General features: G+C 46.5%; 19 protein-coding genes. 2 read left to right on the top strand and 17 right to left on the bottom strand.

Translation table 11 applies throughout. The annotated features are described in order from the left end of the window. Window positions 1–90 precede the first annotated feature (90 nt). The 8 genes from DW251_RS15895 to DW251_RS15865 all read right to left on the bottom strand — a co-directional run bounded on the left by DW251_RS15895 (window position 91) and on the right by DW251_RS15865 (window position 8,451). Window positions 91–1,485: a hypothetical protein gene (locus DW251_RS15895; protein ID WP_118301713.1), complete on the bottom strand. Its 1,395-nt coding sequence runs from the start codon at window positions 1,483–1,485 to the stop codon at window positions 91–93. A gap of 295 nt (window positions 1,486–1,780) precedes the next feature. Then, window positions 1,781–3,463, bottom strand: coding sequence for a recombinase family protein (locus tag DW251_RS15890; RefSeq protein WP_118301712.1), 1,683 nt, complete (start codon window positions 3,461–3,463; stop codon window positions 1,781–1,783). 14 nt (window positions 3,464–3,477) lie between these two features. Then, the gene (locus tag DW251_RS15885) at window positions 3,478–4,488 is read right to left on the bottom strand and encodes a virulence RhuM family protein (RefSeq protein WP_118301711.1); all 1,011 of its coding nucleotides are present in this window, start codon (window positions 4,486–4,488) and stop codon (window positions 3,478–3,480) included. Window positions 4,489–4,571: 83 nt separating this feature from the next. Next, window positions 4,572–4,748 (bottom strand): hypothetical protein, encoded by a 177-nt coding sequence (locus DW251_RS18015; RefSeq protein ID WP_182433642.1) that lies wholly within the window; start codon window positions 4,746–4,748, stop codon window positions 4,572–4,574. After that, window positions 4,738–5,715, bottom strand: a complete 978-nt coding sequence (gene mobV, locus DW251_RS15880) for a MobV family relaxase (RefSeq protein WP_118301710.1) — start codon at window positions 5,713–5,715, stop codon at window positions 4,738–4,740. Before mobV ends, DW251_RS18015 begins: the two co-directional genes overlap by 11 nt. Further along, window positions 5,712–5,930, bottom strand: a complete 219-nt coding sequence (locus DW251_RS15875; protein ID WP_118301709.1) for an LLM class flavin-dependent oxidoreductase — start codon at window positions 5,928–5,930, stop codon at window positions 5,712–5,714. The genes mobV and DW251_RS15875 overlap by 4 nt, the downstream gene beginning before the upstream one ends. Before the next feature lie 555 nt (window positions 5,931–6,485). Then, window positions 6,486–7,853, bottom strand: coding sequence for a phage/plasmid primase, P4 family (locus tag DW251_RS15870; RefSeq protein ID WP_118301708.1), 1,368 nt, complete (start codon window positions 7,851–7,853; stop codon window positions 6,486–6,488). Continuing rightward, on the bottom strand, window positions 7,831–8,451 hold the full coding sequence (locus DW251_RS15865; protein WP_118301707.1) for a CHC2 zinc finger domain-containing protein: 621 nt from the start codon (window positions 8,449–8,451) through the stop codon (window positions 7,831–7,833). The genes DW251_RS15870 and DW251_RS15865 overlap by 23 nt, the downstream gene beginning before the upstream one ends. A gap of 316 nt (window positions 8,452–8,767) precedes the next feature. Here DW251_RS15865 and DW251_RS15860 point away from each other — a divergent pair, with 316 nt between their 5' ends. Beyond that, window positions 8,768–9,610, top strand: coding sequence for a helix-turn-helix transcriptional regulator (locus DW251_RS15860; protein WP_118301706.1), 843 nt, complete (start codon window positions 8,768–8,770; stop codon window positions 9,608–9,610). A gap of 518 nt (window positions 9,611–10,128) precedes the next feature. Here DW251_RS15860 and DW251_RS15855 read toward each other — a convergent pair. From DW251_RS15855 to rlmD, 9 genes are all read right to left on the bottom strand, one after another. After that, window positions 10,129–13,506 carry a DEAD/DEAH box helicase family protein gene (locus tag DW251_RS15855; RefSeq protein WP_118301705.1) on the bottom strand — a complete coding sequence of 1,126 codons (3,378 nt, stop codon included), beginning with the start codon at window positions 13,504–13,506 and terminating at the stop codon, window positions 10,129–10,131. A 4-nt stretch (window positions 13,507–13,510) separates the two neighbouring features. Next, entirely contained in the window at window positions 13,511–14,497 is a 987-nt protein-coding gene (locus DW251_RS15850; RefSeq protein WP_118301704.1) for a DUF4238 domain-containing protein, read from the bottom strand. 84 nt (window positions 14,498–14,581) lie between these two features. Further along, a complete protein-coding gene (locus DW251_RS15845; protein ID WP_118301703.1) occupies window positions 14,582–15,256 on the bottom strand; it encodes a DUF6602 domain-containing protein in 675 nt (224 codons plus the stop codon). Between the two features lie 18 nt (window positions 15,257–15,274). Next, complete coding sequence (locus DW251_RS15840) at window positions 15,275–16,042, bottom strand: hypothetical protein (protein WP_118301702.1); 768 nt, start codon at window positions 16,040–16,042, stop codon at window positions 15,275–15,277. A 9-nt stretch (window positions 16,043–16,051) separates the two neighbouring features. After that, a complete protein-coding gene (locus tag DW251_RS15835) occupies window positions 16,052–16,243 on the bottom strand; it encodes a hypothetical protein (RefSeq protein WP_118301701.1) in 192 nt (63 codons plus the stop codon). A gap of 9 nt (window positions 16,244–16,252) precedes the next feature. Beyond that, window positions 16,253–17,374, bottom strand: coding sequence for a restriction endonuclease subunit S (locus tag DW251_RS15830; protein WP_243035004.1), 1,122 nt, complete (start codon window positions 17,372–17,374; stop codon window positions 16,253–16,255). Further along, window positions 17,371–18,903, bottom strand: coding sequence for a class I SAM-dependent DNA methyltransferase (locus DW251_RS15825; protein ID WP_118301700.1), 1,533 nt, complete (start codon window positions 18,901–18,903; stop codon window positions 17,371–17,373). The genes DW251_RS15830 and DW251_RS15825 overlap by 4 nt, the downstream gene beginning before the upstream one ends. Further along, window positions 18,900–19,127 (bottom strand): helix-turn-helix transcriptional regulator, encoded by a 228-nt coding sequence (locus DW251_RS15820; RefSeq protein ID WP_015564904.1) that lies wholly within the window; start codon window positions 19,125–19,127, stop codon window positions 18,900–18,902. The genes DW251_RS15825 and DW251_RS15820 overlap by 4 nt, the downstream gene beginning before the upstream one ends. 157 nt (window positions 19,128–19,284) lie before the next feature. Then, window positions 19,285–20,997, bottom strand: coding sequence for a 23S rRNA (uracil(1939)-C(5))-methyltransferase RlmD (rlmD, locus tag DW251_RS15815; protein WP_243035002.1), 1,713 nt, complete (start codon window positions 20,995–20,997; stop codon window positions 19,285–19,287). Between the two features lie 94 nt (window positions 20,998–21,091). On the opposite strand from rlmD, the gene DW251_RS15810 reads away from it, so the two are divergent. Beyond that, on the top strand, window positions 21,092–21,688 hold the full coding sequence (locus tag DW251_RS15810; RefSeq protein WP_021869237.1) for a prolyl-tRNA synthetase associated domain-containing protein: 597 nt from the start codon (window positions 21,092–21,094) through the stop codon (window positions 21,686–21,688). Window positions 21,689–21,737 lie beyond the last annotated feature (49 nt).

Below are 21,737 nucleotides of genomic sequence, written 5' to 3'. Positions count from 1 at the left end.
TAATTTTATCTTACATCAGTTTGGAGGTTTACACAAACTTTAGGATACTCCCTACTTACCACTGGAATGCATCCGGTGATGGGGAGTCTTTTATTTATTTTTCTCTAACAATTGTTTATATCTTTCTTTATAGAAAACCGTACGTCTTTCCACCACATTTTTTAGTTCTGGATTGAGTAATTCTATAACATATCTTGCAATAATCTCTAACAAAATATTTACATTATTTATGTGTAAATAATTCTTATCATAATCATATTGCATATTTCGTTCACCACGCACTCCCGAAGCTCCATGTGCTGTAAAATTTCTTCCAGTTAAATATATGATTTCGCCTGTCCTTTTATTGGATAAAAACGGAGCATTAGACCATTCATCCAATATTTTTTTGGCTTCCAACTTTAAAATCGTAAAAAAATTATATAGCTTGGGCTTGGCTTTTTCACTTCCAAAATCCATGTAATACAAAGGGTTTGGATTATAAGTCAATGCTAAATTCAAATAATATTCGATTGCATCTTCAGGCTTATATTGTGTTGGGTTAAACATGGGTTTGTAGTGATTTGCTGCAGCATATTCAAACACTCTGTATAAAAAAACACATCTTGGCAAAGGTTCAAATTGTTTTAACGCTGCATGATATAAATCTAAAATCCCCTCGTGTGGCATCTTATCAAAAGTTATAATTCTGCGTTTACACTTGTTTTTTAGTATTGGTAATTCTAAATAAATAGGCTTTTCTATGTCAGACTTCAAATAGTTCGGATGTCTAAGTCGTATACAATCAAGCAAATCAAATTTTTGGTATAAATCATCTAATTTTTGATTCACATGTGTATTGTTTAAAAATTCAAAATTTGGACATCCATTCAAAAAAGCAAAAATATTCAGAATAGAGCGTTTATCCACAGCAGTTGTTTCATCATTAACGTAAAGTTTAAAATGGTGCATCCCATCAGTTAATATATTTACTTTATTATAGATTAGCACTTCATTTTCATAACGATAACTAAATTCGCCACCAATATAAGAATTCGGGTAGTTATAATATACTGATGGATAATGTCTTAGTAAATATATTTCTTCATCTGTATCATTAAGAGCTCTTCTAATACATGCCGCAGCATAGCTGTAAAGGTTTTCGACATTCGAAATCGAATCATCATATCGTCGGGTATCACCCCAAAAACCAATCATTTCTTCTTTCATTGGCTCTGGAAATATAGCTATAGTTCTAGCTTCTATTCCTGCTAAAATAGCTTTTAATTTTTTCCTTTGCGCCAAATAGACTTGCTTATATAAAGAAATAAATTTCATTCTATCTTCTGTAGCGGTATATTTATCTCGTTCAATATTTATGTCTACAATAAGATTTTTATACGGAGTAGGTTCATATAACATTAAACTTGGCAAGCCATACTCTAAATAGATTTCACTTTCTGAATATTCATCATCAATTGCTTTAATCCTGTCTCGTATATTCAATATGTATAAGCACCTCCAAATATAAAACTTACACAACATCTAATTCACTGCCTACAAACACCCGAAATGGTCGAGTTGCCGGATTGGTTGTCATCCCTTTCCGATTTCCAAAAATCATTCTAAAAAGCCTGACATCTAATCCACTGTCTCAAATCGCGACATCTAATCCGAGGTTACAACCTGACACACATTTTGCAGTAGATATGTTTCCATATAAGAAAACCGGGCCTTTTCAGATGTCGGGCCTTACATCCCAACTCCCGAAAAAGCCCGGAAATACGCCGCTTTCTGGCACTTATTTATCTTTTCTTGACATCAATACTACAGTCTCCATATGTGCATCATTGTCCAAACTCAAGCTCATATCTTCCGCAATGATTGGGAGCTTGAATTTGATGGACTTAAGCCACTGACCGTTGGGCTGCCGTTCCTCATAAATCTGGACTTCGGAAAGCAGCGATTCCATAAGCTGCCGCTTTTCCTGATCGTCCATGACGGAATAGAGCTTATCAAAGTAAATCAGCACCTTGTAGATGTTGTCGCCTGTCAGCTTTTCCGCCTCAATCGCCATCTTCTTGGCTCTGGCGGCAACGAGTTGGTTTTCCGCATCCTCGATCTTATCATACATCTTGTAGAGCCGGTCATCAAGGTCTGCTTTGCGTTTGATGTAATGCTTATCGTCCGGGTCGAGGGAATCAATCTCATCCATCAGCCGAGCCTTTACGGAGTAGCTCTGGCGAAGCTGCTTTTCATGCGCCGCAATCTCCTGCTCAATGGAAGAGGTATCCACCTTCATGCTGATTTTTTCCTGCATCATGGCAGCGAACTTCGGATTGCTTACCAGCTTTACGATAACCTCCGCAACGGCGCTGTCCAGCAATTCTTCATTGATCTGCTTCTTATAGTCGCATTTATGTCCATGGGTCATCGTGCGGTGCTTGCAGCCGTAGTAATAAAAATCCTTGTATTTTGTGCCGTCCGCCTTGTGCTTGATGCTTTTGTTTCCATACATTCCTACGCCGCAAACCGGGCATTTCACGATACCGGACAGCAGATGTATTTTTGTATCCTTGCCTCTGTTGACGCGTTCGTATTTTTCCGCTTGCGCCAGCAGCTTGACCTGCGCCTCGTGCCATAGTTCTTCGGAGACAATTCCCTCATGCAGTCCGTCCACCAGCAGATAATTGTCCTGCTCCACCAACCGGTAATCATTTCGGGTGCCATGCACCTTCTCCGTCCGACGTCTGCCATAGGCGATTTTCCCGCAGTATACCGGATTTTTCAGAATCCTGCGGATCAACGCAGAATCAAACAGGGGATTTTTCCCGTTTTGCCTTTGGATCTTGTGAATCCCGTGGGTCGCAAGATATTTTGCAAGACCGTTTGCACCGGTATCCGTATGCACATACTGGTCAAAAATCACGCGGATTGCCGCAGCTTCTTCCTCATTGATGAAAAGCTGCCCTTTTTCCAGCCTGTAGCCATAAGGTGCAAAACCGCCGTTCCATTTCCCTTCACGGGCTTTCTGGATTCTGCCCTCCATGGTCTGCACACGGATATTTTCACGCTCAATTTCAGCCACAGCAGAGAGAACGGAAATCATCAGCTTTCCTGCATCCTTGGAGGAATCGATCCCATCCTCCACGCAAATCAGGTTGACGCCAAAATCCTGCATGACCTGTAAGGTAGACAAGACATCTGCCGCATTTCTACCGAAGCGCGAGAGCTTGAACACCAGCACATAGGACACGCCGTCCTTGCCAGACTTGATGTCCTCCATCATCTGATTGAACTGGATTCTACCCTCTATGGACTTACCGGATTTTCCGGCGTCCTCATATTCGCCCACAATTTCATAATCGTTGAAGTCAGCATAGGCTTTCATTCTGGATTTCTGTGCATCCAGAGAATATCCGTCAATCTGCATGGCGGTGGACACGCGCGTATAGATATAGACTCTTATCCTTTCTTTTTTCATTGTCATATCCTCAGTCAGCCTTGCTTGTTATCCGTTTTCTGCTCCAACAGCTTGATGGAATCCAGATAATCCCGCTCCACTTCACTAAGGGTGCGGGCTTTGTATTTTCTGTACTCGCCGGTTGCTTTGTCGATAGCCTGCTTATGGCTGACGCTTCCGTTGCCAATCAGCAGTTGCTCTCCACTCATAGTCAAAATCCGATCAAGATGCTCCGACCAGTCCTGCATGGTCATTGCCTGCTCCCGCTCCGCCTGTCGTTCCGCAAAATCCAGATAGCCGGATACAAGCTGCCCCATAGCACGAAGCTCTTTCTCGTTCAGATAGTTCTTGGCAACTACTGCCTCTTTCAGCGTGGGCTGACTGCCCGCAAAGGTGGTCAATCCCATAAATTCTTTCTCCGCATCGGCACGTGTGTAGATGACCTCCGCCGCGGTTTGCCCATGAATGGCATAATGAATTTTATTTTGGACTTTCTTGAAAAACTGAATGGAGATTTCCGCCTTGGGGTCATAGTCAATACTGGTGGCGTAGATTTCAAGCACCTGTCGATAAAACACCTTTTCGGAAGCGCGGATATCGCGGATACGCTCCAGCAGCTCCTTGAAGTATCCGCCGCCACCCAGATTTTTCAGGCGCTCATCATCCAGAGCAAAGCCTTTTCGCATATACTCCTTCAAAATCCCCGTTGCCCAAATACGAAACTGCACGCCGCGCTGAGATTTCACACGGTAGCCGACAGAAATGATGACATCGAGATTATAGTAATCCACCTGATAAATTTTGCCGTCAGCGGCAGTTGTTGCAAAATTTGCAACAACTTCTTCTCGCTTCAATTCGCCCTCAGTGAAAATGTTCTTGATATGTCTGGAAATGGTAGATTTGTCACGCTGAAACAGCTCCGCCATCTGGTCAATGGACAGCCAAACCGTATCTCCATCGAAGGTCGTTTCGATCTTTGTCAAGCCATCCTCTGTGGTATAAATCATCATTTCAGAATTGTTCTGCTCATTCTCCCAGCGTTCCATGGTCGCTTCACCTCGTTTTCTGCCATTGCAGGAGCTTTTGCTCCTGCAATGGGAGTTTGGACACTTATTTCATGATAATTATATCATGCCGCTTTCGCTGATTCAATATCGTTTTCGCGAATCATCTCATCTGCCCCGTCTTTTTCAGGCACGGCTTCCTCTATGACGAGATCGGGCAGCGCGTCAAGATTCATAACCACGGCATACTTTTCAATCAAATTTGCCAGCAAAGCGGCGAAACCGCTCCATTCATCTACCATAGGCAGTTTCCCTCTCTTTCTCCGTTCTGTGCGTATATGCCGCCAGCACTTCCTTCGGAATACGATCCAGCACGGCGACGGCATCCTCATAATCCCGATGCAGCTTGGCGTCAGCCAGCTTTTTCAAGGTGCTTTCCTGCGTGGCTTTGTCCAGCGACTGCTCCAACTGCTCCGTTTTCTTTTTCAGCTTTTTATTTTCGGCAGTCGTGACCGTGAACGCCGTATTGTACTTTTTCAGTGCCGTGTGCATCTGCTCCACAGCAGGAATATACTTGTCCAAAAAAGCGCCGATTTCTGCTGCTTTTCCTTTGGCATTGAACGCATTGACGCCTGAAAGCAATTCTTCCAGCTTGGCCTTCTGCTTGGTCAGGCGAGTCATTTCCTTGAATACCCGCGGCGGGATATGGTCGCGTCCGGTCTCACTGGCACTCTCGCCACGTTCCAGATCGGGATATTTTTTGACCATATGCTCCCAAAACCTGTCCTGCCACTGCGTCAGCTTTTTCTTGTTGCCTACGATTTCTTTGGCGCAAAGCCGTCCATCCTCTGTCAGTGGGACAAAGCAAAGGTGCATATGGGGCGTTTTCTCGTCCATATGCACCACAGCGGAGATAATGGTTTTCGGGTCTTGGTGTTCCCGGATAAAGTCCAGCGCCTCCTGAAAGTAGGCTTTGACCTCACTTTTCTTCTTCCCCTTGAAGAACTCCGGGCTGGCTGTCACCAGCGCCTCCACCACGCGCACGCTGTCGGAACGGGTGCGGCAGCCCGCCTCGGCAATCTGCTTTTCTGCCTCTGTGCGGTACTTGCGCTGCGGTGTCACCAGATGAAAATTCAGGTGACTGCGGGACATGTCCACGTCGGGATTGCTGGTGTATTTCTCCTTGGTGCGCTCATTGTGGGACTCGATATGCCCGATCTCCGGCCCCTTGTACTTGGCGAAGCGGAGAATGGCGTACTGTGCTTTCATCGGCGCTGACCTCGCTTCACCCACACGATGTCACAGTCCAGCACATCGGCCAGCTCCACGACCTCCTTGTAGCGGATGCTCTCCCGCTGCAATTTTGCGGACAGATTGGAGACGCTATCGCTCCAATCGTATTCGTCGGCCAGCCGGTCAACGACCTCCTGCATGGTAAAACCGGCGCGGACGATCTGCGATTTGATCTCATTTCTGATGCTCATAAAAACCTCCCAAATTCTTGTGATGAAAACAGCGAAGCGGGTTTCTGTTTCCGAAAACCTGCTTCGCTGTTTGGTGTAATATTCTGTTTTCCCAAAATCCGCTGGAAACGCGGCGGTCGATGCCCACTTCATAAGCGAGGGGTATCGACTTTTCGAAGCCGCGTGACTTCGCTCTAAACCGTGCAGCCCCACGCGCATCCGTGAAGCCGGTACGCGGTTCTGAGCAACGCGATTTCGTGAAACCATTTCTGCCATCAGGCAAATAATTTACGGATTTCACTTAGGGTGTATCTGAAAACTCCCAACGCACCCGGACAGCGGGTCTTTTCACGCTGTGCCGCACCATTTTTCCTTGAAATACGTCAGTATTCCTGCGGAAAAATGTCTTGCGCAACGTAAAAATCCCTCGCTGCCGGTCACATCATGAGTTTTCAGATACACCCTAGCTTGATTTCGTGCCCAAAATATAGGCTCTGCTGGTCAGCGCTTTTCCTATATAGCGGTATTTGGGGCGAAACGCTGCGTACATACGTACACGGCGCAGTCGCAGAAAATTCATCGCCAGTCCTCCGGTACGTACGTATGCTCTGAAATCTCGGAAAACCCATTTATATTGGGTTTTGCAATCGCTTCAATACCAAAGAAGCCCCATACACGCCGTCCGGCAGCATTGGTGATCTTGTTGCAATATTCTAGATTGTACTTACTTTGGTTCGCAATCACATTCTCGCTGAAACTGCGGCGCTTTAGCGGTGTCAGATTGTTTTCCTCACACCACATCCGGTAAATCTCGTACAAATCTTTAGAGCTGATAGTGCAGTCCGCCTTCAGCCGGATATAACCCTCGGATTCCAAAAAATCAAAGACATTGTTGTTATCCCGCTTCACTGCCTCCCGATTGTCCCGCGTACGCTGGCTCTCTGTGAATTTGAAGTTGTTGGCAACCAGCCGCTGCAAGCCCTCAAACGCCCACAGGAAGATGCCCTCGGCTTCAGCTTTCATTTTCTCCGCAAGGTCGGGATCATCTATCCGTCCCACAGGCTTTTCCCTGGTGGTCAGTACAAGCTGGCGGCGGTAAAATCCGTCGCTTCGGTCATATAGCGCTTGCAGATCGCCATTGGAGAACGCCAGCAGCCGGGCAAACATCCAGCCCTGATAGCTCTGCTTACCCTTGCGCTCCAAATCCATTTTTCCTTGGGCGGTCACGATGGACTTGACATAGTTGGTCTGCCGCAGTGCTTCCATTCGCATATCGTCATCCACACACAACAGAATGTGTTCCAGATCCGCGCGGGCAAAACGGTTTTCGGAAATCTTCCCGATGCTGCCGTCCTTCATATTGCTGCCGAGAAGCGCACCCAGCACAGCGCCGATCTGTGATGTTCCTTCGCCGCCGTTTCCTTTAATCACCATCATGCGCTGTCCTTTATTGCTGGGAATCAGGCGATAACCGATGAACTCCTGCAAGGTGGGAATGTCCTCCGCGTAAAGAAGTCCATCCAGAAAGGAAAGCCACCGAACGGGAGTCGGTGCGTCAGGGCGGTATGCCACCGGCAGTCTGCTCCGTACAATGCTCGGTCTGCCCTCGGTAAAGCTGCCGTCCAGCGCCAAAGTACCGTTTACCAGATGGATTCTATCTGCTTCCGGTGTAAAGTCCTCCACATGAGCTGCCAGCTTCATCACTTTCAGAATGTTGGTGATTTTGCGGGGGATGTTGTTCACGGCGCAGCATTTCAGTTCCTCATAGATTTCGCCCCGGAGCGGCAGATCGTCGGTCACCCTGCCGTCCGGCGTAAAGAAAGCACCGTTGGCAAAGATGATTTTCCGGCTGTTCAGAAATTCATCACAGAACAGTGCCTCGTTAATATTCGTGCCATCAAACCAGATAGGCGCGTCTAAATTAGCCGATTTCCGTTTCGTCACGGGCGTCCACCTCCTTTGCCGCTCGTTTCAGGCGTTCTTCCAGTCGGTCGATCATGCCGTCCTTTTGAAGCATATCCACGGTTTTCACACGAACCTCCAACTCCGCAAAGGTTAAAATATCTGCCAGATCCTCGATATAATCGAGCATCTGGCAGGCTTCCACAAAGCGGTCGTCAATGGTATCATCTGGTGCTTTGGGTGCGCACTGCACCTTCCAGCGCTCCAAAAGATGCAGATAATCGCACAATACCCGCTGACAATGCAGTTCCTCTCTCTGGAACGCCTTTGCCAGCGGATATTTCGGTTTCCGCAGCGCTGCCGCAGCCGGGGGCTTGTCCGGGTCGATCCCAAAGTCATACGCCAGCTTTTTCGCTGCGTCATAGCTGCTCAGGTTGAACAGCTTTGCCACAAGGTCGATCACATCGCCGCTTGTCCCGCAGCCGAAGCAGTAGAAGTAATCCTCATTCAGCTTCATACTGGGTGTACGGTCATTGTGGAAGGGACAGCAGACCATGTTGCCACGATTTACTCCCAATCCGTAGTATTCGGCAGCCTCTTTCACGGAAACTGCCATCTTGATTTGTGTAAATAAACCCATACCTGTTTCCTCCTGTAAAATAATTGAACTTTGCCGTTCTACCCGATGCCGTTCCTGCCCGAGTCCTTACCCCGGCGTTGCCTCCTCCTTGGTACGCGGAATGCGGTACTTCTCCGGAAGCATATCCTCATCGGACGGTCATGAAATTTTCAAGGTGCTGCGTGGTTTACGTCAAAATTTTAGTAAGAAAACAGGCTCTTTCCCGTATATCCAAGAGGTAGGAAAAGTCGGATGAAAGTAGGATTTTTCCACGCTTTGAGACACAAAACGGAAAAGCATGATATAATACAGAAAAAGGTGAAAAGGAGGCTGCTGTATGCAAGTCAAGCTGACAATCGGAGAGCGGTTGAAGGATTTACGAGTAGAACAAAAGCTGACCTTGGAGCAGCTTGCCGCCGAGGTGGGTATCTCGAAATCCGCACTTGGCAAATATGAATCAGATAACGGCAAGGACATCAGCCCGTACAGCATTCTGTTGCTGGCTGACTATTACGGTGTTTCCTGCGACTACCTGATGGGACGAACGGAAACAAAAAATCACCCAAACACAGCTCTGCATGAGCTGCATTTGAGTGATGCTTCGATTGATGTATTAAGAACAGGCAAGTTCAACCACCGGCTGCTGTCGGAGCTGATCTGCCATAAAGATTTCCAGCGGTTCATGCTGGACGCTGAGATTTACGTTGACCGGATTGCGGATATGCGGGTCAACGATATGAACGCCGTGCTGGAAGCCGTCCGGCAGATGGCGTTGATGAAAAATGGCGGCGAAGAAAATGACCTGCATCTGCGGACATTAGAAGTGGCGCAGATTCGGGAAGATGAATATTTCGGAAGTCTGATTGCAGATGACCTAAAAGGCATCCTTCGTGATATTCGGAGTGAACACCGCCCTGATACCATGACGGCAGATGAAACATCCCTCGCCGCAACCATGCAGGGTCAGTTGCAGGATGCAATGAACTTTGAGGGAAGCTCGGAAGAAAAGAAAGCAAAAGCATTACTTGCCACATTAGGGATCGATTATGATGCCATTACAATGGAACAGTTTGTCAACTTGATCGAGGTGCTGAAGCTGTCCAAACACCTGAAAACTCCCATCAGCCAGCGTGGGAAAACGACCATGACCCACGGCAAAGGGAAGCGGAAGAAACACTGAAACAAAGGCGGCGCTGCGGCGGGACGGGGGCTTTATATACCTCTGCCTCCTTTTCCGGCCAGTCGGATTTTGCTTCTCAAAAATCCTGCGTTTGTGCTGTAGCTCACATCACAAAATCCGCCTGTCCTACTGCCGCGAAAAAGCGTTTGTTGCCACACTCTGCCGCACCGCAGAGTACGCCGCCAACCCCTTTCCCGCGTCAGCCGGAAGCAAAGGTATAACACACTAGACTTTCCGAGGGAAAGTCGTGTGCCAAGGAAGGCACTGCCCTCCTTTGGAAACCTCCCGCCAAGGGGAACGCTGTTCCCCTCTAGACTCCCTTTGCCAACATGGATGCTACTCGCTCCTATTGGATGGACCCAGAGCCAAAGGGGCTTTGCCCCTCTGGACACCTCGCCTGTCCGTGCAGTGGCTATCTATCCTGCTCTTGCACAATGGTGCCCCCATACCCGAACAGAAAAGACCAGGCACGAAAATCCACCCAGAATAAGGGTGAATTTCCGTGCCTGGTTCATTGTTTATGACGCTGTAATTTGAACCGCGTTTTCTCGAACCTGATTGATAGTCTCCATCAAAGCGGTTCTGGTTTTTGCATCAAACAATTTGATAAAACTGATTGGCTTGTCAAACGGTGGCTTGGTCAGCTCTGCGACATTTTCCATATATCCGTTCAACTCAATATGATTGATGATTTTGTTTACAAAAGCAATCTGCTTTTGATTCAGAGATTGGTCATTGATAAAAGCGGAAAACGCCTGCATAGCCGCTTCATGATCTAGCTTAGCGATCTTGCGAATGAGCAAGCCAAAGGGTGTGTCGCCAAACTCTCGGGCATAATCTTCTTTGCTGCCCAATTCGCTAGTTAGCACCCGCTCCAGTTCCTGATAATCGCCCATAGCCAGCGGAATATTATGGGTCAGCTTATATATGGCCAGCGTATTCCCATGCTCGTTCACATAGCGATTGACCTTGGCACGGTAGTCTTCAAAGTCATAGGCAGCTTCCAGTTGGACGCCCTCCTGACTGTCAATAATCGGGTCAGTCAGCTTGGTGACAATCTGCCTCTGTGCTCCGCCACCTTCATCTAAAAATCGAATCAGCTCCCGCAGCTCCTTCCGAACCTTCTCAAACAGCAAAATATCATTCGCGTCCCAAAATGCATCGGTGTGAATCTCCTGAAGCATGGGCAACTTTGCCTTGATCTGCGGAATGCTGGCCTTACGCTCCAGTAGGGAAGCGGTGTCGCACAGTTGCTTTTTTGCATACTGGAAAGCGGGCATCTGCTCGATGTGTGCCAGAATTAGGCCATACATGAAATTATCAAACCGCTTTGCAAACTCGTCAGCCTCGTCTGAGCGTACCAGAGGTGCAATCTGTGTGAGCAACTCGCCCTTGTCACCTTCGCTTATGGACACGAAGGCTTCCGGCTTTTTATATTTCTCCACATACTGCATCCGCAATTTTACGGCAATCAGGTCTGAGTTGAGCGCTATCACCTGCTTGTGACAGGTGTTGACAATCTCCTTGCGCCATGCCTGATAATCCTCACCGGCAAAGGTGCTTTCCTGCAGCGCCATGGCGACTTTGATTTGTTTGCCGAAGATGTTTTCCGACAGCGTTTTGGTTTCTCTGGTTTCGTAGCCTTCTTTGTGCTGCCGGAAGTATTCGAAGTTGCCGCAGTAGTCAAAAATCAGAAAGCGCCGCTTGTCGGTATAGGTTCCGTCAATCTGGTCCACGCAGGCCAGCCCTTTGCATAGCCGGGTGCCGCGGCCAATCATCTGCCAGAACTTTGCCTTTGACCGAACCTTTTTGAAAAACACCAGATTGACGCATTCCGGCACGTCGATGCCGGTGTCCATCATGTCCACCGATACGGCAATGTGCGGTTCTTTTTCCGGCTGCTTGAAATCATCAATGATGGTCTGGGCATAGGCGTCGTCGCAAATGACCCGCTGGGCGAAGCTGCCCCGGTACTGGGGGTACAGCTTATTGAACCGCTCCAGAATAAACTCCGCGTGGCGTTTGTTCTGTGCAAACAGGATGGTTTTCCCCAGACGGTCGCCGCCCGCCACCTTGATACCCCGGTCCATCAGGTCTTGCAGTACGATGTCCACGGTGGTTTCGTTGAACACAAATTTATTGAGGGCAGCAGAGGGGATAAAGTCTGGCAACTGACCGTCTTCGATGAAATCATCCTCATATCGCTCTTTGTCCTCTTCGGACAAATCATCATAGGAGATGCCTTCTTCCAGAAAACGGGTCTTGACCTCGTAGTTGTAATAGGGAACCAGCACATGGTCCCGTTGCACCGCCGTTTCATAATCATAGGCATAGGTGGGCACGCCGTGTTCCATCTCGAAAAAGTCGTAGGTGTTCCGATCCACATCGGTCTTCGGCGTGGCGGTCAGACCCACCATGAAGGCGTCAAAATATTCAAAGATGGCCCGGTACTTTTTGAAGATGCTCCGGTGGCTTTCGTCAATGATAATCAGGTCGAAGTGCGCCGGAGTAAACAGCTGCCGCCCGTCCTTGGACTTGGTGTCATCAATGGCGTTGAGGATGGTCGGATAGGTGGAGAACACAATGCGGGCATTCCGGTCGTCCTTGTTGGAGCAGAGGTTGCACAGGGACATATCCGGCAGATAGTTCTTGAAATCGTCCTTTGCCTGCTTCACCAGCGCGGTGCGGTCGGCCAGAAACAGAATGTTGGTCACCCATTTGCCTCGGCTGAGCACATCGGTCAGGCTGGACGCGGTTCTGGTTTTGCCGGTGCCGGTGGCCATCACCAGCAGATGCTTGCGGAACCCCTGCGTAATCTGTTCGCACACCGCCCGGATGGCTTCCTTCTGGTAATACCGGTCAGTGATTTTGTCATCAATGGAAACGCCCATCAAATCCATCCGCTCGGTGCGCCGGTTCATCAGCTTTTGCAGGTCATCCTTGCTGAAAATGCCACTGACCTTCCGTTGCGGGGCGGTCTGGTCATCCCAGAAGTAGGTTTCAAAGCCATTGGTGGTGAACATCATGGGGCGGCGGCCAAATTTCCGTTCCAGACAATCCGCATACAAAACCGCTTGTTTGCGTCCAATGTTTGGGTCCTTGCTGGTGCGCTTGGCTTCCACCACCGCCAAGGGCAGGCCGTCCTTTCCAAACAGCACATAGTCGCAGAAGCCAGGCTGACCTGGCATCCCGGCCATATCCTCCACACGATACTCCTCCTGTACATCAGCATCTGGGCCGGTGAACTTCCAGCCCATCAGTTTGAGGTCCACGTCGATGTAGATTTTGCGGGTCTTGAATTCCGAGAGGTCCTCCGGCTGGAAGGTGCGTTCCTTCTGATGCTGCTCCTTTTCGGCGGTGTATCGGGTGGACATCTGCTCGATTTGCTTGCGCAGCGCCTCGATCTCGGCATCTTTCTGGTCCAGCAGACTTTCCTGTTTCTTGATTTTCTGGGTGTCCACCGCCACCTTTCCGGTGGGGACAAGATTCTCGTCGAAGGTGCGCTCCTGATAGTCCGCGCCATAGCAATAGTCGATCCACTGCACAAACTCAAACAGACCGCGCAGAGAAGCAAGCGCATCACTTGGCTGAACGCTGCGCTCGGTATGTACCGCCAGATTGCCCAACTTGATGATAAAAGGCATCTTGCCCCAAGTGTCGGAGTCCACAGCGAAGCGGAAAGTTGGCTCGTGAATGAGGGATTGCAGATTGTCTTTGTAGGGCATTTTCATGGACTTGTCCGCTGCATATACCCATTTTACTGCCAGCTCCAATGCCTTACGGCAGCCTACTGCACACATGGCAGGAGCAGAAACATAAATTTTCTCAGCTTCCATGCAGGCGGGGGCGAAGAGGGCATATTCAGTTTTGGCTTTGAGAAAGGAGAAGTTAGTCATCACATCATCTCCAGTATTTTATTTCTTTTGAACTCATCATGTCCTCATATTGTTTCAACGCGGTTTCCTTATCTGTATGAAGTAGTTGGTAAACCTGTTCATCATCTTCTTTTTCGGCATCTATTGAAAAATCAATATACGATAATAAGTCTATACGGTTAGAAATTAACAGATCTTTATTTATCTGCTTGCTGTTCATGCGCTTTACACTGTTGTCATCAATTATGATTATTCTGGGAACGCGCTGAACAGTATCGACAAACGCTAAAAATAATTCTGGCGTAATTGGCATACCAAGCAAGTCATATTCTATACCATCTTTTTCACCGTAAATATTGACTACCGGCATATCGCTTGTAACAAATACGGAACCTTTGGCTTTAAAAATACACAGTTGCGATTCCTTCATTGTCTCAGCCAAAGCCCGAGGAAACAAGCCAACATCCGGAGCAATGTTCATCTTCAAAAACTCGTTTGCCAGCATGGACAGGTAAACATTTTGCGGTACATCAGGAAAAATGTCCTTTACATGTTTAATATGCTGCGGATCGTTTTTGTATTGTGTATCAATAGTATAATTTGACAGATGTACAAAAACAGGGTTTCTAAACAGTAGTGATGACATAAATTGCCTTAGTTTATCAATTTCCACCCGCACCAACTCAAATTCATCTGAATCTCGTAAAGCATTTTTTATCTTTGAGATAATTGTTGCGTATTCGCCTTCCAGTTCGATAAAACTGTTCTCGATCTCATTTGGTGCTGCAAAAATATGAGTTTTGCTATCTGGATCAATTGCAATTTGATCATATAGGTAAGAACGACAGCAAATATTGTCGATTGAAACTATTTTTGCATTTTCATCATTAGCAAAAACAACATAAACTTGTTCTGATTTTTGATTACTCACAGAAAAGTTTTTTAAGTAAGCCTTGGGGACATAATGTTGTTTTCTCGTGATTTGCTTGTCTAAAACCTCTGTATATTCCATGACAATGTTGCTCCCACCAATATTTCCTATATTCAAATCTTCTCAGCGCTAAAATCGATCAAGAAATCATCATTTTATCTAGCCCTAATTCTGCAAGCTTTGTATTAGCCTCGAAAAATTCTGCATTATTGGAAAATGGTTATCTAGTACATAGAACTGCCGATCTTGCCCATCTTTCAAGAAGAATACTTGTTTATCCCGTGCTGAGCTAGTTAGGCTCTCTCTATGTAAGCATACAAAATAGTCTAATGTCTTTTCTTCTGGAAGCCGTTCCTGGATATATCCTTTTGTACTTCTGTCATATTTATAACCGAACTCTTTATACAATCGTTGTTTTCCAATACGAGTTTTAAAAGCAAACATCGCTAATTTTATATGTTTTGTTTCATCATGCAATTGGAAAAATTTATTTTTTTCAATCGTTTCTGTTAAATCATCCAAGGTCGCATTTCCTTTGACTTCTATAACCATTATGCAATCATTTGATTCAACCAGGAAAATGTCTCCGGCTAGTTGACGTCTATAAAAATTTTTCCTACATACGATGATGTCACATTGTGGACTTTGATGATTGGCCCAAGCAATAAAGCCGGTAACAAATTCTAGCATTTGAAACCGTTTCTGGAGACATTTTTTGAGAATGTTTTCTCCACATCTACCCATCTCAGCATGATGTTTTAACTTTTCAGCTATAAAATATTTGCAAAACAGAAGTTCCTCCGAATATTCCTCATATATCTTTGTAACATCTTCTTCCATAATAGACCTCTCACTTGCTTAAAACTTTTGTTTAGAAGTCTTTTTGAGCATTTGATAGCCTTCTGTTCCGCTAATTTCAAGCATCGAATATTTCTTTAGCATTTTCTCTAAACTTATACGAATTTGGACAGGGGTATAAGAAGTTAATGCCCCTTGGTTAATGATAGACTTCGTCCAATTTCTTTGCTGATTATAGAGGCTCCAAAAACGATTCATATCAAAATTGGGATTCTGTGCCGCTATTTGTTGCACCATTGCGTTAAGCGTATTTCGATCTGCTTCCGAAACGCCTTGCGGAATCATATTTCCCATAGCAGAAGTGATATTTTGCGCTGTAACTCCGGTACAAGCATTATTAAGATCGGCCACAATAAACTGCGATTCTATATTTGCCAAAACATTTTGTGTTATCTGAAAGGAATTCTTTTGGAATGACTTCATGAGCATCTGCTGTTCCTGAATCTCTGACACATACTCATATAGCTGATTCAGTGCTGTATAGCTGGTCGCGTCCATTTTTCGGACAAAGTAATGTTTGTACTTGTTCCAATAATCCGTATCCATCAGTGGTAGTGATTCATAGAACGCCGTTTCGTTTAATTGTCCGTCAACAATGAACGTAGAGATTTCCCTTAACCGCTCCTGAAATTCATCAATTTGAAGGACGATAAGAGAAGCTGCATCAATCTTTTTCTTCCGTTCCTGCAATATGTAAGTTGCAAGGGCAAAGCTACCTACGATAATAAGCAAAATGTTTGCCCAGTTATCTTTTATAAACTCTAACATACTTTATATTCACCTCAGATACTGGCGTAGTATTTGACTCAAAACCATAACATTTGCTGCTCCAAATAACTCCTCTGCCAACATTTGCTGCTGTTGAGGGGATAATTTTTGAATTGATCTCATTGCCTGAATCAAATCCTGCTTTGCTTTTTTATAATCGTCTGTGGGCTCCATCCCCAGTGTTAATTTATATTCTTCCATTTTATTACCTCACCCAAAGTATTCCTGCATCAGTGCCTTTTTCAACGTTTCCAGCTTTTCGAGGCTGCGGTTAATGTTGGCTTTTGTTTTTTCGGTTTTCTTTACAAACACGGAAAATTGATTCTGTAGTTCTAGTGGTGGGAAGGGAAAGGCCATTTCTGATAGTTGTCCCTTGCTTAGTATCCCTTTAAGTGCCATATTTATGGTGCTATGTATTGCAGGCTTTGATAGTAGCATAAGCCAATATAAATACAGCACATCATCTTGCTTTGGAACAATAGCATTAATTTGCTGATTAAATGCCACCCGACGATCAGTTACTGCTACATTGCCTATACAGTTAATGCTTCCAGCGATACAAGTCATAAGCAAGCTGCCCGCCTCTACAAATCTACACTTATGAAAACCTGTCTCCGATAAGTATTCCTGTGCCTCTGTGAGCAATACAGCAGGGGTATTGATATTATCTGATTTAATCCATTCAATAAAATTCCCATAATTCTCGGGATCAGCACGCGAGGGCGTGTTTCCGGTAACTATATCACATCGTTTTCCCAGTGCAATTTTCTCCCACCCCATAGGGTTTCCCACCGGGTCTCCAAACATCTCCACAAACTTTGCCTTGACTATCTCATCCAGCTTGTCCAGCTGCTGGCGGCGTTTGGCAATCAGGCCGCTGACCTTGTCCAGCACCGCTGCAATTTTGCGCTGTTCGTCAATGGGTGGAAGGGGAATTTCTGTTTCAGAAAGAGTTTTTTTATTGATGGCCTTGAATGTACTTCCAGTACCCTTGGAATTTAGTTCGTCAACCTTACCTGATAACACATGCCATAAATATTCCTGAGCACAAATATCCTCGTTTACCGTTAAAGCGGCTAACCCTCGGCCTATACAGCATTCACAATTTGCGATATTCAACGCACCAATAGGTGCACGAACAGAGATTAAAATATCTTTTTCTCGTGCTATTTTGGTTGGCTCAGAGCACCACATACGAACCGCAGGATAAATCTCTCCAAAATCTGCATTTCCCTGAAAAAACGGAAGGCCGTTACCATCTTCGTTGTATGTGGAAGAATCCGGAGACTGTCCCATATTTATCGCACAAATTTCTTCTAACCTCGCCATCATAGCATCTCCTCCAATTCCGCCAGCCCTGCGGTAATCTCCAGTTCCAGCTCATGCAGGTCTGCCATCAGTTCTGTGGTAGAGGGGTACTCCACCGGCACATACTCCACCTTTTTGTACTTGTTGATGGATAAGTCATAGTCATTGTCCGCAATTTCCTGTTTCGGCACAAAAAAGCTCTGCTCCGTGCGCTTGCGGTCAGCTTCCTGGTCCAGATGGTGGAACCGCTCGATGATGTCGGGGATGTCATTCTCCTCCACCTCGCTGCGCTTATCGTCCAAGGAAAAGCCATCGGACTTCATATCATAGAACCACACATTTTCGGTGCCGCCTGCGCCTGTCTTGGTGAACACCAACACTGCCGTGGAAACTCCTGCATAAGGCTTGAACACGCCGGAGGGCATAGAGATCACCGCCCGCAGCTGATGGTTCTCCACCAGTTCTTTGCGAATAGCTTTGTGCGCCTTGGAGGAGCCGAACAGCACGCCGTCCGGCACGATGCAGGCGCACTGACCACCCTTTCTCAGCATCCGCAGGAACAGCGCCAGAAACAACAGCTCGGTCTTTTTGGTGTTGGTCACGGCTTTCAGGTTGTCGTTGATGCTTTCCGCGTCCACGGTGCCCTTGAAAGGCGGATTTGCCAGACACATGGTAAACTTATCGCTGATCTGATTCTGCTTGGAAACACTGTCCTTGTAGTCGATCTCCGGGTGGCTGATGGAGTGCAGCATCAGGTTCATCGCAGAAATGCGCAGCATGGTGCGGTCTGTGTCAAAGCCGGTGAAGGCGTCCCCAGCAAAGTGCTCCCACTGCTCGGAAGTCATGGTATCCTCGTAGTGGTTGCGAATGTACTCCGCAGCGGAGACCAGAAAGCCTGCCGTGCCGCAGGCCGGGTCGCAGATGGTGTCATCCGGGGTGGGTTGCAACAACTCCACCATCATTTCCCGGATGTGCTTGGGAGTGCGAAACTGGCCGTTCTGCCCAGCGGTGGCCAGTTTGCCCAGCATGTACTCGTACAAGTCGCCCTGCATATCCAGATCGGCAATGTCATGCTCATACAGGTCATCCAACCCTGTGATGATTTTTTGCAACACCTGCGGCGTAGGAATCAGGAACATCGCATCGCTCATGTACCGGGCAAAGGCCGTCTCATTCTGCACATCACTGCTGGAATCGTCGGCGATTTCCACCAGTTCCCCCTGCTCGGTGAAGTCCGGCAGGCGGCCATGTTTCATGTTTTTGATGGCAGGGAAGACCCGCTGGGAAATTACATTGAAAATATCGCGGGGATCGTTGTTCTTGAATTTACTCCAGCGCATGGACTGTCCAACGGCAGACTGGGGGAAAATCTTCTCCATCTTCTCGCCAGTCATATGCTCAAATTCTTCCGTTTCCAGCTCTTTTTCGTCCAGAGAGCGGATAAACATAAGATAGGTCAGCTGTTCGATGACGGTTAGAGGATTGGTAATGCCGCCCGCCCAGATGTCCGTCCAGATTTTATCTACTTTATTTTTAATCACACCTGTAATCATGCATCTATTCCTCCGTTTTCTGTATCAGGGATAAATTCCATCACGTCTCCGATATTGCATCCCAGCATGGTGCAGATTTTTTCCATGCTGTCCATGGAGACAGGCTCACCTTTACTTAATCGTGCTAAAACATTGGTGCTGATTTTTGCACGGTGCATCATGTCGGTTTTGCTCAAACCATGATCGATCAACTGTTTCCACAGCCGATTGTAACTGATTGCCATCCCGCACCTCCTGATTTTTTCCTATTTACTAGTATAACGGATATTGTGCTAAAAGACAAATAAAATTCACGAAATCGTGAGCTATTGATTGGCAAAAACGTGGTCTGGATATTGGAATCTCAGACCACGTTTTGCTTTGAGTAAGACAGGCTTGCCATCAAATCATTTGAAAATGCTTTAGTGCATCCATAATTGCAGCTTTCTTTTCCGGCGGGCACTGTGGCACTTTCGCGTCTTCTTTCTTTGACAGATTATAATTCTGCCCCACATCTAGCCCGCACTTCCGCTTAACCTGGGAGATATACAGGCTGGACACCTTCAGGCCGTGCTTTTCCAGCACATAGGCTTTGATCTCATCATAGGTGGCTTTACTCTCCGCCGATGTCAAATCCAGCTCGTCCAGATTCAACTCCACCTCGATATGCTGCTTGGTGTTGAGTTTGGACAAAAGTACTACCGTCTCCACATGCTCCGTCGCCGGAAACATATCAAATCCTACTGCTTCCTTCGCCTTATACCCCAGCTTCTTCATATAAGCCAGATCTCTTGCCAATGTCTCTGGGTTGCAGGAAACATAAACTACTTTTTTCGCTCCCATCTTTGCAATGGAATCCATGAACTCTTCGGTACTTCCGCTTCTTGGGGGATCCATGATGACTACATCGGCTTTTTCACCAGCCTCTGCCATATTGACCAGGAAACGACCGGCATCATTGCAGAAGAAACGGATATTGGATATCTGGTTCATTTTGGCGTTGTTGATGGCATCCCGGACTGCATCCTGGTTTAATTCCACGCCGATCACATTTCCGGCCTTTTTGCTTGCAATAATACCAATAGTTCCTATACCACAATACGCATCCACAACCGTCTCTTTTCCAGTCAGTCCAGCCAGCTCCAGAGCCTTTGTATACAATTTCTCCGTCTGGGCCGGATTTACCTGATAGAAAGAACGGGAAGAAATACGGAAGCTACAGCCGCACAGCGTATCCACAATATATCCTTTTCCATACAGCACATGCTCCTTTTCCCCCAGTACCATGCTGGTTCCCCGTCCATTGATATTCTGGACAATGGTGGTGATCTCCGGATGTTTCTCTCTTAATGCCTTTACGAAATTATTCTTTGACGGAAATACAGGGGAAGCTGTTACCAGTACCACCATGATCTCCCCACTTTCAAAGCCTCTGCGGATCAGCACATGGCGCAGCAAGCCATAACCAGTATCTTCATCAAATGTACGGATCTTAAAGGACTTTAACATACCGCGAATAGTGCCAATGATCTCATCTGCCTTCTGGTCCTCGATCATGCACTTCTCCACAGGTACTACATTATGGGTATTTTCCTGATAAATACCGGAAATAATATTGCCCCTTCTATCCCTATCAAATACAGCATGAACTTTGTTTCTATAATAAAACGGATCTTCCATTCCTATCATGTCTTTTACAGGACAGATTCCCTTCAACAATGTTTCCAGACGCTTTCTTTTCGTCTTTAACTGCTCTGCATAAGGCATATCCAGCATCTGACATCCGCCACACTGACGCATAACAGGACACATGCTCTTTTTAGCGTTCTTCTTTCCCTTTTCCACGTTCTGGCCAGACTGCTGTTTCAGAACCGGCTTTCCAAACTTTGCCGCCTTCTGTTTCTGCTCTGTTCTCTGCTTCTGCTCTGACCTTTGCTTCTGCTCTGGCTTTACCCCTTTCACAGCTCTGCTTTCCGGTCTTTTATTTTCTCTTTTGGGGCTTCCCTGTTTTTTGCCTTCCTGTACTCGTTTTCCCTGTATTCTATTTTCCTGGGATTTATTCCCTTGAACTTTCTTTTCCTGTTTTTTCTTTCCCTGCACGTTTTTTTCCTGCATTTTTACACCTTTTTCATTCATATCCTATCGACAATTTATTCCTTCGCTCTTATAATCGTACTTATCAACATCCTAAAACAATGAGGTGATATTTATGAGCGAAACATCCACATCACAAGATCCCGTTTCTTATTACATTGACCATACTATATACACTGGCCGACCGGCAGATACTACCGACCGTCTTCCAAAGGAGATACGCACCTATGACCTGTTAGACTCCCTTGGGATCACCTATACCCGTGCAGACCATGACACACTACCCACTATGGAAGCATGCCAGGAAGTAGGTAAGCTTTTAGGCATTGAGATCTGCAAAAACCTATTTCTTCGCAATACCCAGAAAACCGCCTTCTATCTGCTGATCCTTCCAGGCAGCAAAAAGTTCAAAACAGCCGCTCTCTCCAAGCAGATCGGCAGCGCCCGTCTTTCCTTTGCCGAACCGGAATTTATGGAACAGTACCTTAACATCACTCCCGGTTCTGTAAGTGTTCTCGGTCTGATGAACGACCCAGAAAACAAAGTCCGGCTGCTCATAGACAAAGATATCCTGGAGAACCATCCTTACTTCGGATGTCATCCATGTATCAACACCTCCAGCCTGAAATTCCGCACAGAAGACCTGTTAAACAAGATCCTCCCTGCTATCCACCATAACTATACCATTGTAGATCTTCCATACGCAGAATAGTCCATCAAACTTAGCAGATACATCTTTAACGCATTCCCAATCTGTACAA

This window comes from Clostridium sp. AM22-11AC (assembly GCF_003473545.1).
GTDB lineage: Bacteria > Bacillota > Clostridia > Lachnospirales > Lachnospiraceae > Enterocloster.
This window is presented reverse-complemented; position numbering and strand designations above follow the sequence as displayed.